Source organism: Streptomyces telluris, assembly GCF_024519335.1.
GTDB classification, from domain to species: Bacteria; Actinomycetota; Actinomycetes; order Streptomycetales; family Streptomycetaceae; genus Streptomyces; species Streptomyces telluris.
The window spans coordinates 123,046-138,358 of sequence record NZ_JANIID010000024.1 but is presented as its reverse complement, the minus strand read 5'-3'; the positions used below and the strand labels follow the sequence as shown (position 1 = coordinate 138,358).

Genomic DNA, 15,313 nt, shown 5'->3' with positions numbered 1-15,313 from the left:
CCGCCACCCGCCCCCCCCCCCCTCTCCTCCACTCTTCCCCTCCCCCCCGCTCTTCCGACCTGCCCCCCCCCCCGTCCCCGAAGCCCGCCACGACCAAATCCTCGGCGACGACGTCGTCGTCGCCTCCCACCGCCAGACCCGCACCTTCCTCCCACCCACGGAAGCGTGCCCCCTGTGCCCCTCAAGTCCCGGGCGCCCCACGGAAATCCCCGCCTCCGACTACGAAGTCGCCGTCTTCGAGAACCGCTTCCCGTCGCTCGCGGGGGCCGCGGGCCGGTGCGAAGTCGTCTGCTTCACCCCCGACCACCACGCCTCCTTCGCCGGCCTCACCGACGCCCGCGCGGCCCTCGTCCTCGCCGTCTGGACCGACCGCACCGCCGAGCTGGCCGCGCTCCCCTCCGTGCGGCAGGTGTTCTGCTTCGAGAACCGCGGCGAGGAGATCGGCGTCACCCTCGGCCACCCGCACGGCCAGATCTACGCGTACCCGTTCGTCACCCCGCGCACGGAGCGCATGCTCGCCTCCGCCGCCGCGCACGCGGCCACGCATACGGCCCGCACGGCCGGCGGCCGGCGCAACCTCTTCGACGACGTCGTGGCCTCCGAGCACGAGGACGGCCGCCGCATCGTCCTCGCCACGGACCACTGGACGGCCTTCGTCCCGTACGCCGCGCACTGGCCGTACGAGGTGCACCTGTACCCCCGCCGCCGCGTGCCCGACCTGCTCGCGCTCGGTGACGCGGCGCGCACAGAGTTCCCACAGGTCTACCTGGAACTGTTGCGCCGGTTCGACCGGATCTTCGACGGGCGGGAAGGCGGGGACGGGCACGGCACGGGCGCGCCGCGCCCGGCGCCCACCCCGTACGTCTCCGCCTGGCACCAGGCGCCGTTCCAGGACCCCCGCAGGAGTGAATTCGCGCTCCACCTCGAGCTCTTCACCGTCCGCCGGGCTCCCGGCAAGCTGAAGTTCCTCGCGGGTTCCGAATCCGGCATGAACGTGTTCATCAACGATGTGCCGCCCGAGGCCGCGGCGGAGCGACTGCGAGAGGTAGCGAGCGAATGAGCGAGAGCAGCAGGAAGTGCCTGGTCACGGGCGGCGCGGGCTACGTCGGCAGCGTCGTGGCGGCGCATCTGCTGGCCGCCGGGCACACCGTGACCGTCCTCGACGACCTCTCGACCGGGCACCGGGCCGCCGTCCCGGAGGGCGCCGCCTTCGTCGAGGGCCGGGTGCAGGACGCGGGCCGGTGGCTCGACAGCTCCTACGACGCCGTGCTGCACTTCGCGGCGTTCTCGCAGGTCGGCCAGTCCGTGGCCGACCCCGAGCCGTACTGGCGCAACAACGTCGGCGGCACCGCGGACCTGCTCGCCGCCATGCGCGACGCGGGCGTGCGCACCCTGGTCTTCTCGTCCACCGCCGCCACCTACGGCGAACCGGTCGGCGTCCCCGTCACCGAGGACGCCCCCACCGCCCCCACCAACCCCTACGGCGCCACCAAGCTCGCCGTGGACCACATGATCGGCGGCGAGTGCGCCGCCCACGGCCTGGCCGCCGTCTCCCTGCGCTACTTCAACGTGGCGGGCGCGTACGGGCCCTACGGCGAGCGGCACGCCCCCGAGACCCACCTCATCCCGCTCGTCCTCCAGGTGGCCCGCGGCGAGCGCGAGGCGATCGCCGTCTACGGCGACGACTACCCGACCCCGGACGGCACGTGCGTCCGCGACTACATCCACGTCGCCGACCTCGCCGAGGCCCACCTGCGCGCCCTCTCCGCCGCCCGCGACGGCGAACACCTCATCTGCAACCTGGGCAACGGCAACGGCTTCTCCGTCCACGAGGTGATCGAGACCGTCCGCAAGGTCACCGGGCACCCCGTCCCGCAGATCGCCGCCCCCCGCCGCGCGGGCGACCCGGCCGTCCTCGTGGCCTCCGCCGAGCGCGCCCGCGAGACCCTCGGCTGGACCCCGCGCCGCCCGGACCTGGCCGGAATCGTCGCCGACGCCTGGGAGTTCGCGCGCCGCGGGCCGGAGCAGTGACCACCGCGGCCGAAGGCTTCGAGCGCGCCTACGGCTACGCCCCCGGGGGCGTCTGGGCCGCGCCCGGCCGGGTCAACCTCATCGGCGAGTACACCGACGTCAACGAGGGCCACGTCCTGCCCGTCGCCCTCCCGCAGTGCACCCGGGTCGCCGCGGCCACCCGTACGGACGGCGTGCTGCGGCTGCGCTCGCGCGAGGCGGCGGGCGCGGCCGAGCTGTCCCTCGCGGAGCTCGCCCCCGGCCGGGTGGAGGGCTGGGCGGCCTATCCGGCGGGCGTCGCCTGGGCGTTGCGCGAGGCGGGCCTGCCGGTGGGCGGCGCCGACGTGTACGTCGAGAGCGACGTGCCCGCGGGCGCGGGCCTGTCCTCCTCCGCCGCCCTGGAGGTCGCCACGGCCCTGGCGCTCACCGAGCTGCACGGCGCCACCTGCGACCGCCCCGCCCTCGCCCGGCTCGCGCAGCGCGCCGAGAACGCCTTCGTGGGCGTCCCCTGCGGGCTCATGGACCAGGCGGCGTCCGCCTGCTGCACCGCCGGCCACGCCCTGCACCTGGACACCCGCCACCTGGCGCTGCGCCAGGTGCCCTTCGACCTGGCCGCGCACGGGCTGCGGCTGCTCGTCGTCGACACCCGCGTCCGGCACGCCCTGGCCGACGGCGCGTACGCGGCGCGGCGCGCGGGCTGCGAGGCGGGGGCCCGGGCGCTGGGCGTACGGGCCCTGCGGGACGTGCCGTACGGACAACTGGGCGCGGCGCTGGACGGGCTCGCCGACGCGGGCGTACGGCGGCTCGTGCGGCACGTGGTGACCGAAGGGGAGCGCGTCCGGCGGGTCGCCGAGCTCCTCGGCGCGGGCGAGCCGCGCGCCGCCGGGCCCCTGCTGACCGCCGGGCACGCCTCCCTGCGCGACGACTTCGCGGTCTCCTGCCCGGAGCTGGATCTGGCCGTCGCGGTCGCGAACGAAGCGGGCGCGCTCGGCGCGCGGATGACCGGCGCGGGGTTCGGCGGCTCGGCGCTGGCGCTCGTGGAGGAGGGGGCCGCGGAGGCGGTCGGCGGGGCCGTCACGGCCGCCTTCGCGGCGGCCGGGCACCGTCCGCCGCGGGTCTTCGCAGCGGTGGCGGGCGGCGGTGCGCGGCGGGTGTACCGAGGTGGGGAGCGGACCGGAGCGACGGGAGCGCCGCGGACCCCTCCCTGATCGTGCAGTCGGGCATGGTCAACTTCGCGTCGTTCCATGTCGTTCACTGCCTCAATACTGAACAGAAAGCTCACCATAAACAGGCGGGTCGAGCAGTTTTGCCAATCGGCTTCCGTTGCGGGACCCCCGCCGTACGCTGATGCACAGCGTCGGTGGGGGCCGACGCTGATCAGGGGGCGAGACAGGCAGGTACGACGCCCGGGGCGGGGTGTAAGTCATCAGTGCGGCGGCGGCCGTGCGGCGTGTGGCGGCCCCGGACCGGGCGCCGTACCCGCACTGGCCGCCGCCCGGAATATGGGGGTGGCAGTGGCACGTATTCGGGTACTGGTGGTCGACGACCACCGCATCTTCGCCGAGTCGCTCGCCGCCGCCCTCGCGGCCGAGCAGGACGTGGAGGTCTCCGCGGCCGGCAGCGGGCCGGCGGCGCTGCGCGCGCTGGAGCGGGCGGCAGCGGAGGGGCGTCGCTTCGACGTGCTCCTCATCGACGCCGATCTCGGCACGGTCGCCCAGGACGGCGGCGTGCCCGGGCAGCTCAGGGGCCAGGCCCACGGCTCCGTGCACGAGGGCGGCGGGCCGGGGGAGGGTGCGGTCGACGGCATCTCCCTCGTGGCCGGAGTGCGCAGTGCGCACCCCGCGGTGCGCACGGTGGTGCTCGCCGAGCGGGACGACCCCAGAAGGGCCGCGGCGGCCCTGCAGGCGGGCGCCGGCGGCTGGGTGGCCAAGGACTGCTCGCTCTCGCGGCTGCTGGCCGTCATCCGCGGCGTCCTGCGCGACGAGACGCACCTGCCGCCCGCCCTGCTGACGGGCGTGCTGCGCGAGCTCACGGCCGCCCGCAAGCACCGTACGGAGAGCGAGCGGCTGGTGGAGTCCCTCACGCCGCGCGAGCGCGAAGTGCTGCGCTGCATGGTGGCCGGGCTCGGCCGCAAGGCCGTCGCCGAGCGGCTCTACCTCTCCCCGCACACCGTCCGCACCCACATGCAGAACGTCCTGGGCAAGCTCGGCGTGCACTCCACGCTCGCGGCGGTCGCGCTGGCGCGGCGCGCCGGTGTGGGGCCGGTGGACCTAACCGGGAGTGTTGTCGAACGGGGCGGTCAGCTGGCGTAGCAGATCGGCCAGCTCACGGCGCTGGGTACGGGACAGTTCGACGAGGATGGCGCGCTCCTGCTCCAGGAGCCCGGCCAGCGCCTCGTCGGCGCGGTCCCGGCCCTCGTCGGTGAGGCGCACGAGCACGCCGCGGCGGTCGCTCGGGTCGGGCTCGCGCTGGACGAGGCCCTTCTTCGCGAGCCGGTCGATCCGGTTGGTCATCGTGCCGGAGGTGACCAGCGTCTGGGTCAGCAGCTGGCCGGGCGAGAGCTGGTACGGGGCCCCGGCGCGGCGCAGCGCCGTCAGGACGTCGAACTCCCAGGGCTCCAGCTCGTGCTCGGCGAAGGCCAGGCGGCGGGCCCGGTCGAGGTGGCGCGCGAGCCTGCTCACGCGACTGAGTACCTCGAGTGGCTCCACGTCGAGGTCAGGGCGCTCGCGGCGCCATGCTGAAACCAGCCGATCGACCTCGTCCTCCATGCTGATCAGTGTAGAGGGTCTGTCGACATGAAGTCTCTTGATGTCGAGTCTCTTGACGTCGAGACATTTGGGGCGCGATGCTGGAGGCATGACGACGACCACTGCCACGCCCGTCTGGGACCCCGAGCAGTACCTGCGTCACTCCGGCCCCCGGTCCCGGCCCTTCCACGACCTCCTCGCCCGCGTCCCGCTCCGCGATCCCGCCCGGATCGTGGACCTCGGCTGCGGCCCGGGCAACGTCACGGCCCTGCTCGCCGAACGGTGGCCGGGCGCCCGGATCACGGGGCTGGACAACTCGGAGGCGATGCTGCGGCAGGCGCGGGCCGGGGTGCCGGGCGTGGCCTTCGCCCACGCGGACCTGAGGGAGTGGGCGCCGGAGGAGACGTACGACCTGATCGTCTCCAGCGCGACGTTCCAGTGGGTGCGGGGGCACGCGGAGCTGTTCCCGCGGTGGGTGGAGGGGCTCGCGCCCGGCGGGGTCTTCGCCTTCACCGTGCCGGGGAACTTCGACGCCCCGAGCCACGTGCTCCTGCACGGGCTCTGCGAGAGCGCGGCCTGGCGGAGCCGGCTGGGCGGGCTCCAGCGGCCCGGGTACGTGCTCACGCCCGCGGAGTACCTGGAACGGCTCGCCGGCCCGGGCCTGGCGGTGGACGCCTGGGAGACGACGTACGTCCACGCTCTCCCCGGCGAGGACGCCGTCCTCGACTGGACGAAGGGCACGACCCTCAGGCCCGTCCTGACGGCACTCGCGGACGACCCGGAGGCGACGACCCGCTTCCTGTCGGAATACGCGGCGCTCCTCCGCGAGGCGTACCCCCGGGGCCCCCACGGCACGCTCTTCCCGTTCCGCCGCGTCTTCGCCGTGGCCCGCCACGCTTGACCTGCGGCCTGCCCGGTCCGTCTGAGCCTGCGCGGCGAGCGCGCCGTGAAGGGCCCGGCCCTTCAATCCCGCCGCGACGGCGATCGGCCACGGAGAACGTGTCCGGCGGTGCCGGGCCCGTCTGGGGCTGTACGGCACCGCCGGGATCCGTCGTCGTGGTTGCGCGCCGCGGCGGCGGTTTCGGCCTGCCCGGGTCTGGCTGAGCCTGCGAGGCGAGCGCGTCGTGAAGGGCCCGGCCCTTCATTCCCGCCGCGACGGCGATCGGCTCCCGCGAACGTGTCCGGCGGTGCCGGGCCCGCCTGGGGGTGTACGGCACCGCCGGAATCCGTCGTCGTGGTTGCGCGCCGCGGCGGCGGTTTCCAGGATGCGTGGGCATCCTGGACCTGCATGCCGCTGCCGTGGCGGGGTTCAAGGGGGCTCGCCCCTTGAACCCGGGGCGACGGGGGCCCCGCCCCCGTTTCGGGGTCTCAGGCGCGCCTGTGCCCAACAAGGCGCGGCTTCGGCTCCAGGCCGTCCAGGCCGTGCCACGCCAGATTCACCAGATGCGCCGCCACCTCCGCCTTCTTCGGCTTGCGGACGTCCAGCCACCACTGGCCCGTGAGGGCGACCATGCCGACGAGGGCCTGGGCGTACAGGGGGGCGAGTTTCGCGTCGAAGCCGCGGGCCTTGAATTCCAGGCCGAGGATGTCCTCGACCTGGGTGGCGATGTCGCTGATCAGCGAGGCGAAGGTGCCGGTGGACTGGGCCACCGGAGAGTCGCGGACGAGGATGCGGAAGCCGTCCGTGTACGTCTCGATGTAGTCGAGGAGGGCGAACGCGGCCTGTTCCAGCAGCTCCCGCGGGTGGCCCGCGGTGAGGGCGCCGGTGACCATGTCCAGCAGCTGCCGCATCTCGCGGTCGACGACCACCGCGTACAGCCCTTCCTTGCCGCCGAAGTGCTCGTAGACGACGGGCTTGGAGACCCCGGCCTTGGCCGCGATCTCCTCAACGGACGTGCCCTCGAAGCCCCGCTCGGCGAAGAGTGTGCGACCGATGTCCAGCAGCTGCTCGCGGCGCTCCGCGCCGGTCATCCGCACCCGCCGGGTGCGCCGGGGCCCCGCAGCCTGGGCCCGGTCCTTGTTACTGGTGGTATTGCTGTCGATCGCCACGCTGTCAATCATGCCGCCTGAGCGGCACTCTCCTTCCGCCGGGAGTCCAAGCGGTCCGCCTTCGGCCACCGCACGTCGTACGCCCAGCCTGCCTGCTCGAACCAGCGGATGAGGCGGGCGCTGGAGTCCAGCTGCCCCTTCAGCACGCCGTGCCGGGCGGAGGTCGGGTCCGCGTGGTGCAGGTTGTGCCAGGACTCACCACAGGAGAGGATCGCCAGCCACCACACGTTGCCCGAGCGGTCGCGGGATTTGAACGGCCGCTTGCCCACGGCGTGGCAGATGGAGTTGATGGACCACGTCACATGGTGCAGCAGGGCCACCCGTACCAGCGAACCCCAGAAGAACGCCGTGGCGGCACCCTGCCAGGACCAGGTGGCCAGGCCGCCGACGAGCGGCGGGATCAGCAGGGACACCGACGTCCACAGCACGAACTGGCGGGAGACCGCCCGGATGTCCGGGTCCTTGATCAGATCGGGGGCGTACTTGTGCTGGGGGGTCTGCTCCTCGTCGAACATCCAGCCGACGTGGGCCCACCAGAGCCCCTTCATCAGGGCCGGCACCGTCTCGCCGTAGCGCCAGGGGGAGTGCGGGTCGCCCTCGGCGTCGGAGAACCGGTGGTGCCTGCGGTGATCGGCGACCCAGCGGACCAGCGGGCCCTCCACCGCCATCGACCCCATGATCGCCAGGGCGATCCGCAACGGCCGCTTGGCCTTGAAGGAGCCGTGCGTGAAATAGCGGTGGAAGCCGATGGTGATGCCGTGGCAGCCGATGTAGTACATGGCCACCATCAGGCCCAGGTCGAGCCAGCTCACGCCCCAGCCCCAGGCCAGCGGGATCGCCGCGACGAGGGCGAGGAACGGCACGGTGATGAACAGCAGCAGGGCGATCTGCTCGACGGAACGCTTGCTGTCGCCACCGAGCGTGGCGGACTGGAGCGGGGCTCCCTGGGCCTTCGGCGCGTCTTCGATCACGTCGGGGCTTGCAGTCATGGGTTCCCTCATGGGGGTCGGGGCATGGCTACGGTTCCGTAACCTACGGCTTCGTAAGTATGGCAGGGCGGGAGCGCGGAGCAAGAGGGCTGTGGACAACCGCGCGTCGGAGGGCGACCTATGCTGGTGGGCGTCGGACAGCGCGGTCCGCAAACCCTCCAGACGTGCCGGAAACTCTGCAAGGAGCAGCACCTGTGAGCAGTGCCGACAACACCAACGCCGCCCTGCGCGCCGACATCCGCCGCCTCGGCGATCTCCTCGGCGAGACCCTGGTCCGTCAGGAGGGTGAAGAGCTCCTCGACCTGGTGGAGCGCGTCCGCGCCCTGACCCGCACCGACGGGGAGGCCGCCGCCGAGCTGCTCGGCGCCACCGACCTGGAGACCGCGGCCAAGCTCGTCCGGGCCTTCTCGACCTACTTCCACCTGGCGAACGTCACCGAGCAGGTGCACCGCGGGCGCGAGCTGGCCGCCAAGCGGGCCGCCGAGGGCTCGATCCTCGCCCGCACCGCGGACCAGCTGAAGGAGGCCGACCCCGAGCACGTCCGGGAGACCGTCGAGCACCTCGGGGTGCGCCCCGTCTTCACCGCGCACCCCACCGAGGCCGCCCGCCGCAGCGTCCTCAACAAGCTCCGCCGCATCGCCGAGCTCCTCGACGCCCTGGACTCCCGCTCCGCGGGCGCCACCGGCGACCGGCGCCGCACCGACCTGCGCCTGGCCGAGAACATCGACCTGCTCTGGCAGACCGACGAGCTGCGCGTGGCCCGCCCCGAGCCCACGGACGAGGCCCGCAACGCGATCTACTACCTGGACGAGCTGCACGCCAACGCCGTCGGCGACGTCCTGGAGGACCTGGCCGCCGAGCTGGACCGGGTGGGCGTCGCCCTGCCCGCCACCACCCGCCCGCTGACCTTCGGCACCTGGATCGGCGGCGACCGCGACGGCAACCCCAACGTCACCCCCCAGGTCACCTGGGACGTGCTGATCCTGCAGCACGAGCACGGCATCACCGACGCCCTGGAGCTCGTCGACGTCCTGCGCGGCGCCCTGTCGAACTCCATCCGCAACAGCGGCGCCACCGAGGAGCTCCTCGCCTCCCTCCAGCGCGACCTCGAACTGCTGCCGGAGATCAGCCCCCGCTACAAGCGCCTCAACGCCGAGGAGCCCTACCGGCTCAAGGCGACGTGCATCCGCCAGAAGCTCGTCAACACCCGCGAGCGCCTGGCCCGCAACACCCCGCACGAGGAGGGCCGCGACTACCTCGGCACCACCGAGCTCCTCGCCGACCTGCAGATCATCCAGGACTCCCTGCGCGCCCACCGCGGCCGCCTGATCGCCGACGGCCGCCTGGAGCGCGCCCTGCGCACCCTGGCCGCCTTCGGCCTGCACCTGGCCACCATGGACGTCCGCGAGCACGCCGACGCCCACCACCACGCCCTCGGCCAGCTCTTCGACCGCCTCGGCGAGGAGTCCTGGCGCTACGCGGACATGCCGCGCGACTACCGCCGCAAGCTCCTCGCCAAGGAGCTGCGCTCGCGCCGCCCGCTGGCCCCCAGCCCCGCGCCCCTCGACGCGGCCGGCGCCAAGACCCTCGGCGTCTTCGGCACGATCAGCGAGGCGCTGGAGAAGTTCGGCCCCGAGGTCGTCGAGTCGTACATCATCTCCATGTGCCAGGGCGCCGACGACGTCTTCGCCGCCGCGGTCCTGGCCCGCGAGGCCGGCCTGATCGACCTGCACGCAGGCTGGGCGAAGATCGGCATCGTGCCGCTCCTGGAGACCACGGACGAGCTCAAGGAAGCCGACCGCATCCTCGACGACATGCTCGCCGACCCCTCCTACCGGCGCCTGGTCGCCCTCCGCGGGGACGTCCAGGAGGTCATGCTCGGCTACTCCGACTCCTCCAAGTTCGGCGGCATCACCACCTCCCAGTGGGAGATCCACCGTGCCCAGCGCCGCCTGCGCGACGTCGCCCACCGCTACGGCGTGCGCCTGCGCCTCTTCCACGGCCGGGGCGGCACCGTCGGCCGCGGCGGCGGCCCCACCCACGACGCGATCCTCGCCCAGCCCTGGGGCACCCTGGAGGGCGAGATCAAGGTGACCGAGCAGGGCGAGGTCATCTCCGACAAGTACCTGCTGCCGGCCCTCGCCCGGGAGAACCTGGAGCTGACGGTCGCCGCGACGCTGCAGGCCTCCGCCCTGCACACCGCGCCCCGCCAGTCCGACGAGGCCCTCGCCCGCTGGGACGCGGCCATGGACACCGTCTCCGACGCCGCCCACGACGCCTACCGCCGCCTCGTCGAGGACCCGGACCTGCCGGCGTACTTCTTCGCCTCCACCCCCGTCGACCAGCTCGCCGAGCTCCACCTCGGCTCGCGCCCCTCGCGCCGCCCCGACTCCGGCGCTGGCCTGGACGGCCTGCGGGCCATCCCGTGGGTCTTCGGCTGGACCCAGTCCCGGCAGATCGTGCCCGGCTGGTTCGGCGTCGGCTCCGGCCTCAAGGCCGCCCGCGAGGCCGGCCTGGACACCGTCCTGGACGAGATGCACGAGCACTGGCACTTCTTCCAGAACTTCCTGTCCAACGTCGAGATGACGCTCGCCAAGACCGACCTGCGCATCGCGCAGCACTACGTCGACACCCTCGTGCCCGACGAGCTCAAGCACGTCTTCGACGCCATCAAGGCCGAGCACGAGCTCACCGTCCAGGAGGTCCTGCGCATCACGGGCGAGGCCGAGCTGCTCGACGCGAGCCCCGTCCTGCGCCAGACCTTCCACATCCGCGACGCCTACCTGGACCCGATCTCCTACCTCCAGGTCACGCTGCTGCACCGTCAGCGCCGGGCCGCCGAGCGCGGCGAGCCCGCCGACCCGCTGCTGGCGCGCGCGCTCCTGCTCACCGTCAACGGCGTGGCCGCGGGTCTGCGCAACACCGGCTGACCGCGGACCGAAAAACGACGGAGCGGGGCGCCCCTTCATGCCGGAAGGGGCGCCCCGCCGCCGTACGGGCCGGGTGCGCGGGACGGGCGGCGGCTCAGCCGCGCACGCCCACGAAGAAGCCCGGCCCCGTCCCCTCGGACTCCACGTACTCCGCCTTCACCCCGGCCCGGGAGAAGGCCTGCTCGTACTGCTCGCGGGTGAACAGCGTCAGCATGTCGACCTCGCTGCGGTGCTCCACACCGCGGGCGTCCGCCAGGACGTAGTGGAGCTCCATGCGCACCATGTCGCCCTGCCGGGTGGAGTGCGAGACGCGGGTGATGGTGCGGCCGTCACGGGTGAGTGCGTGGCCGGCCACGTACCCGTCCAGGAACGTCTCCGGGAACCACCACGGCTCCACCAGGACGACGCCGCCGGGCACCACCGCGGCCGCCAGCGTCGCGACGGCCCGGTCCAGGTCCGCGGCCGAGCGCATGTACGCGATCGAGCTGAACATGCAGACCGCGGCGTCGAAGCTGCGCTCCGGCCGGAACGAACGCATGTCCCCGACGTGCAGCGGAACGCCCGGCAGGCGCCGCGCCGCCGTCGCCAGCATCGGCTCCGCCAGGTCCACGCCCTCCACGTGCGCGAACAGCTCCGAGAACGCCTGCAGGTGGATGCCCGTGCCGCAGGCCACGTCCAGCAGGGCGGCGGCGTCCGGCCGGTGCGCCCGGATCAGCCGGGTCACCTGGCCGGCCTCCGACCGGTAGTCCTTCTTGTCCTCGTACAGCAGGTCGTACATCTCCGCGGCACGGTCGTTCTCGTACATGGGGTCCCCCCGGCTCCGTGACAACAACGACCACCCAGCCTGGCGGGCCCGCCTAGGGGCGCGCTCGACCGGCGCTCGTGTCAGCCGGCCGCGGCCGGCTGCTCGTCCTTCCCGCCGGCCCCGGCGCCCTGCGGCTCCTTCTCCTTCTTCTTCTCCTTCAGGAGGAGGGCCACCAGGAGCGCGGCGAGCATCACGCAGCCCGCCGTGATGTAGACCGTGTTCACCGCATCGGCCATGCCCTCCAGGACCGGGCGCGCCAGCCGCTCGTCGGCGTTCGCCAGCCAGGAGGAGTCGTCGAGGTCGATGCCCCGGCCGCCGTGCTGCGCGGCCTCCAGCACCTGGGCGTTGGCCGGGTCGGCGAGCACCTGCGGATCGCTCTGCGCCGCCTGGAATCCGGCGTCCCCGGCCGCACCGCGGAACGCGTCGGAGATCTTGTCGCCCACCACCGAGAACATGATCGACAGGAAGATCGCCACACCCGCCGTGGCGCCGATCTCCCGGAAGAACATGTACGCGGCGCTGGCCACGCCCATCTCCTCCTTGCGCGCCCCGTTCTGCAGCGTGATCAGCGTGACCGGGAAGCAGATGCCGATGCCCAGGCCCATGACCGTCGTGATCGCCACCAGCACCCACACCGCCGTGTCCGGTCCGACGAAGCCGCACATGAACAGCGACGCCGTCACCAGGGACAGGCCCAGCAGCAGGAACGCCTTGAACCGCCCGCTGCGGTTGATCACCGGCCCGAGGGTGCGGCTCGCGATGATCGTGCCCGCGGTCTGCGGCAGCAGCATCAGCGACGCGGCCGTCGGCGACATCCCCTTGACCATCTGCAGGTACAGCGGCAGGAAGATCAGCGACCCGAAGACGCCCAGTCCGACGATGATGTTCACCGAATTGATCACCGAGAAGGTCCGGGTGCGGAACAGCCGCATCGGGATGATCGCCGCGTCGCCCATCGCCGACTCCACCCGTACGAACAGCACCAGGCCGATCAGCCCCAGTGCGAACATCGCGAGCGACAGCGGCGTTCCCCAGCCCCACTCGCGGCCCTGCTCCGCCACCACCAGCAGCGGCACCAGGCACAGCGTGAGGGCGAACGCGCCCCAGTAGTCCACCTTCTGGGCGGTGCGCACCCGCGGCATGGTGAACTTCGTCGCGACGACGATCAGCGCCAGCACGCCGATCGGCAGGTTCACCAGGAACACCCAGCGCCAGCCGGCGATGCCCGCTATCTCCCCCATGCCGGCGAAGAAGCCGCCCAGCAGCGGACCGGTCACCCCGGCCAGGCCGAACACCAGCGAGAACCAGCCCTGGTAGCGGCTGCGCCGCTCGGGCGTCATCATGTCGCCCATCATCGCGAACGCCATGGTCATCACGCCGCCCGCGCCGATGCCCTGGACCGCCCGGAAGGCCGCCAGCTGGTACATCGACTGCGCCATGCCACACAGCAGCGAACCCGCCAGGAAGACGACGATCGACATCACGTAGATCCGCTTGCGCCCGTAGATGTCGGAGAACTTCCCGAGCAGCGGCGTCGTGATCGTCGACGTCACCAGATAGGCCGTGGTCGCCCACGCCTGGATCGTCTGGCCGTGCAGCTCGTCGGCGATCGTCCGCATCGCCGAGGCGATGATCATGAGGTCGAGCGCGCCCAGGAAGAGCCCCAGCATCAGCCCGAACAGCACGGTCATGATGGCTTTGTGCGTGAGGCCGTCCCCCTCGCCCTCCTCGCCCTGGGAGCTCGCGGCGGCCGGCTGCGCGGTATTCGTCATGGCCTCACACCTGTTGTGGTAGTTGGTCGTTGGCGGTGTTCGCCGGTCGTGCGGCGGTTTTTGCCCATGCTTGAACCTCAAGGCGGCTTGAGGTCAAGAGCAGCCGGGCGAGGGTGTCAGGACGGATCTCAGGACGGGTCTCAGGACGGGTCTCAGGCCTTCGCGGCCAGCTCCTCCAGCAGCCCGACGACCTCGGACGGCGCCGGCATCGCCAGCGCCTCCTCGCGCAGCCGCGCCGCGGCCCGCCGGTACGCCGGATCGCCGAGCACCTCGCCGATCGCGGCCGCGATGGTCTCCGCGCCGTCGTCCTCGGCGCGGATCAGCTTCGCCGCGCCCAGCTCCTCCAGCCGGGCCGGGTACTCCAGGCCGCCGATGTGGGTCAGCAGGATCTGCGGCACGCCGTGGGCCATGCCCGTGAGCGTCGTGCTGCCGCCCGCGTGGTGCACCATCACGTCGCAGGACGGCCCGGCCACGTCGAGCGGGATCCAGCCCGCGTGCGCCCCCGCCGGCAGCGGCCGCAGCTTGCCCGCCACCTCCTCCGGCGCCGCGATCAGCAGGTCGACGTCCAGCGGGGCGACCTCGCGCACCAGGCCCTGAAGGATGTCGAAGTCCTGCTCGGGCGTCACCCGGCTGCCCGCGCTCACCAGGACGCGCGGCCGGCCGTCGCGCCGGTGCATCCACGGCTCGACGGTCCGCTGGGAGGTGTACGGGACGTGGCGCACCGGCAGCGCCGGCGGGGCGTGCACGGGGCGCACGGACGGCGGGCAGGAGGAGAGCGTGAGGTCCGGGGCGGGCAGGGCGGTCAGGCCCGCCCGCTCCAGCTCGCCGCCGAGCTCGATCGTGGCCGCCAGGGTGACGACCAGGGGTTCGCCCATCTCGGTGCCGAAGCGGACGTAGGGCACGCGCGCGTACTGCGCGACGAGCGGCGCCGCGTACGCCAGCACCCCGCCCACCACGAGGTCCGGGCGCCAGCCGTCCGCCAGCTCGCGGAGCCTGCCCAGGCAGTCCGCGGCGAAGCGGCCGAACATGCGGCCGATGGAGATCAGGGAGTCCAGGCCCGTCCCGGAGACCGGCGCGGTGTTGCCCAGCGGGGGGATGCGGAAGTCGGCCACGGTTTTGGGGGTGACCGCGAAGGCGGGCAGTCCGGCGTCCAGGATCAGCGGGACGACGGGCTCGCAGCCGGTCATGAAGACCTCATGACCGGCGTTACGGGCCGCCTGTGCGAGCGGGACGAGGGGAAAGAGCGTCCCCGCCCCGTTGCCGCCCACAAACAGAATCTTCATGGGCCCGACTGTCGGGTGCGGGCGTCGAGCCGCGCTCGACGACGCCTCGACCGGGCCGGTGGGGGGTGTGTGCCGCGGGCGTCGTCCGTCAGCCCAGCCGGGCGAGGGCCGCGACGAACGCCTCCGGCGTGTCCGCGCTCAGATCCGGGCGCGGCAGGGCGTACAGGCCCAGCCCCTCCAGCTGCGGCGTCAGCTCGGCGGCGGCCGCGAGGGCCACGGCGAGCGGCTCGCCCGGGGCGCCGGTGAACTCCACGCAGGGCACCTTCGCGTGCGCCGCCACCAGCGGGCCGGCGAAGGCCGAAGGCACGCCGGCCACCGCGTCGGGCCGCCGGCGGTCGGCGAGGCCGGGCAGGCCCTCCAGGCACCACGCGGCGAACCGCCCCAGGCAGCGGCCGCGCAGCACCCGGCGCTCGTGCGGGTCCCCGGGTACGGGGAAGGGGTTGCCGGCGGTGTCCAGGAACGCCTCCGCCGGCGTCCGCGCCGTCACGGCCGCCGTGGCGATCCCGGCGGCGGCCGCCGCTTCCGCCGCCCCGCTCAGGTCCGTGTCCCCGGCGAGGACGACTTCGTGCCCGGCCGCGCGGGCGGCCCGCGCCGCGGCGACGAGCGGGAGAGCCGCCTCCGGCGCGTCCCCGGCTACGAAAAGGATCCTCATGGCGGCCATTCTCACGAGCCGTCATGGAGCGTCACTCGACGCGGCGTCGAGGCGGGGCGGAGGGACAGCCGGAGCC

General features: G+C 73.3%; 13 protein-coding genes. 6 read left to right on the top strand and 7 right to left on the bottom strand.

Annotation, left to right across the window (positions count from 1 at the left end; translation table 11 throughout):
* From galT to NQU55_RS24170, 4 genes are all read left to right on the top strand, one after another.
* The coding region (gene galT, locus NQU55_RS24185; protein ID WP_256791093.1) for a galactose-1-phosphate uridylyltransferase at nt 1–1,060 on the top strand (1,060 nt) is incomplete at its 5' end.
* A complete protein-coding gene (gene galE / locus NQU55_RS24180; protein WP_168093823.1) occupies nt 1,057–2,031 on the top strand; it encodes a UDP-glucose 4-epimerase GalE in 975 nt (324 codons plus the stop codon). The genes galT and galE, both read left to right, overlap by 4 nt.
* Nucleotides 2,028–3,218 (top strand): galactokinase, encoded by a 1,191-nt coding sequence (gene galK / locus NQU55_RS24175; protein WP_256791092.1) that lies wholly within the window; start codon nt 2,028–2,030, stop codon nt 3,216–3,218. Before galE ends, galK begins: the two co-directional genes overlap by 4 nt.
* Before the next feature lie 306 nt (nt 3,219–3,524).
* Complete coding sequence (locus NQU55_RS24170) at nt 3,525–4,322, top strand: response regulator transcription factor (RefSeq protein ID WP_058046646.1); 798 nt, start codon at nt 3,525–3,527, stop codon at nt 4,320–4,322.
* Here NQU55_RS24170 and NQU55_RS24165 read toward each other — a convergent pair.
* Nucleotides 4,281–4,778, bottom strand: coding sequence for a MarR family winged helix-turn-helix transcriptional regulator (locus NQU55_RS24165; protein WP_058046645.1), 498 nt, complete (start codon nt 4,776–4,778; stop codon nt 4,281–4,283). The genes NQU55_RS24170 and NQU55_RS24165 overlap by 42 nt on opposite strands.
* Nucleotides 4,779–4,866: 88 nt before the next feature.
* Between NQU55_RS24165 and NQU55_RS24160 the strand changes: the two genes are divergently transcribed.
* Nucleotides 4,867–5,658: a trans-aconitate 2-methyltransferase gene (locus NQU55_RS24160; protein WP_168093822.1), complete on the top strand. Its 792-nt coding sequence runs from the start codon at nt 4,867–4,869 to the stop codon at nt 5,656–5,658.
* Nucleotides 5,659–6,125: 467 nt separating this feature from the next.
* Here NQU55_RS24160 and NQU55_RS24155 read toward each other — a convergent pair whose 3' ends face one another.
* Together NQU55_RS24155 and NQU55_RS24150 are read right to left on the bottom strand one after the other, a co-directional pair.
* Nucleotides 6,126–6,818: a TetR/AcrR family transcriptional regulator gene (locus NQU55_RS24155; RefSeq protein ID WP_168093821.1), complete on the bottom strand. Its 693-nt coding sequence runs from the start codon at nt 6,816–6,818 to the stop codon at nt 6,126–6,128.
* A complete protein-coding gene (locus NQU55_RS24150) occupies nt 6,815–7,795 on the bottom strand; it encodes an acyl-CoA desaturase (protein ID WP_168093820.1) in 981 nt (326 codons plus the stop codon). The genes NQU55_RS24155 and NQU55_RS24150 overlap by 4 nt, the downstream gene beginning before the upstream one ends.
* A gap of 194 nt (nt 7,796–7,989) precedes the next feature.
* Here NQU55_RS24150 and ppc point away from each other — a divergent pair, with 194 nt between their 5' ends.
* A complete protein-coding gene (ppc, locus tag NQU55_RS24145) occupies nt 7,990–10,725 on the top strand; it encodes a phosphoenolpyruvate carboxylase (protein WP_256791091.1) in 2,736 nt (911 codons plus the stop codon).
* Nucleotides 10,726–10,819: 94 nt separating this feature from the next.
* Here ppc and NQU55_RS24140 read toward each other — a convergent pair whose 3' ends face one another.
* The 4 genes from NQU55_RS24140 to NQU55_RS24125 all read right to left on the bottom strand — a co-directional run bounded on the left by NQU55_RS24140 (nt 10,820) and on the right by NQU55_RS24125 (nt 15,237).
* Entirely contained in the window at nt 10,820–11,530 is a 711-nt protein-coding gene (locus NQU55_RS24140; RefSeq protein ID WP_168093183.1) for a class I SAM-dependent DNA methyltransferase, read from the bottom strand.
* A gap of 80 nt (nt 11,531–11,610) precedes the next feature.
* Entirely contained in the window at nt 11,611–13,302 is a 1,692-nt protein-coding gene (locus tag NQU55_RS24135; RefSeq protein WP_168093184.1) for an MDR family MFS transporter, read from the bottom strand.
* A gap of 152 nt (nt 13,303–13,454) precedes the next feature.
* Nucleotides 13,455–14,585: a glycosyltransferase gene (locus NQU55_RS24130; protein ID WP_168093185.1), complete on the bottom strand. Its 1,131-nt coding sequence runs from the start codon at nt 14,583–14,585 to the stop codon at nt 13,455–13,457.
* A gap of 88 nt (nt 14,586–14,673) precedes the next feature.
* Nucleotides 14,674–15,237, bottom strand: a complete 564-nt coding sequence (locus NQU55_RS24125) for a hypothetical protein (protein ID WP_168093186.1) — start codon at nt 15,235–15,237, stop codon at nt 14,674–14,676.
* Nucleotides 15,238–15,313 lie beyond the last annotated feature (76 nt).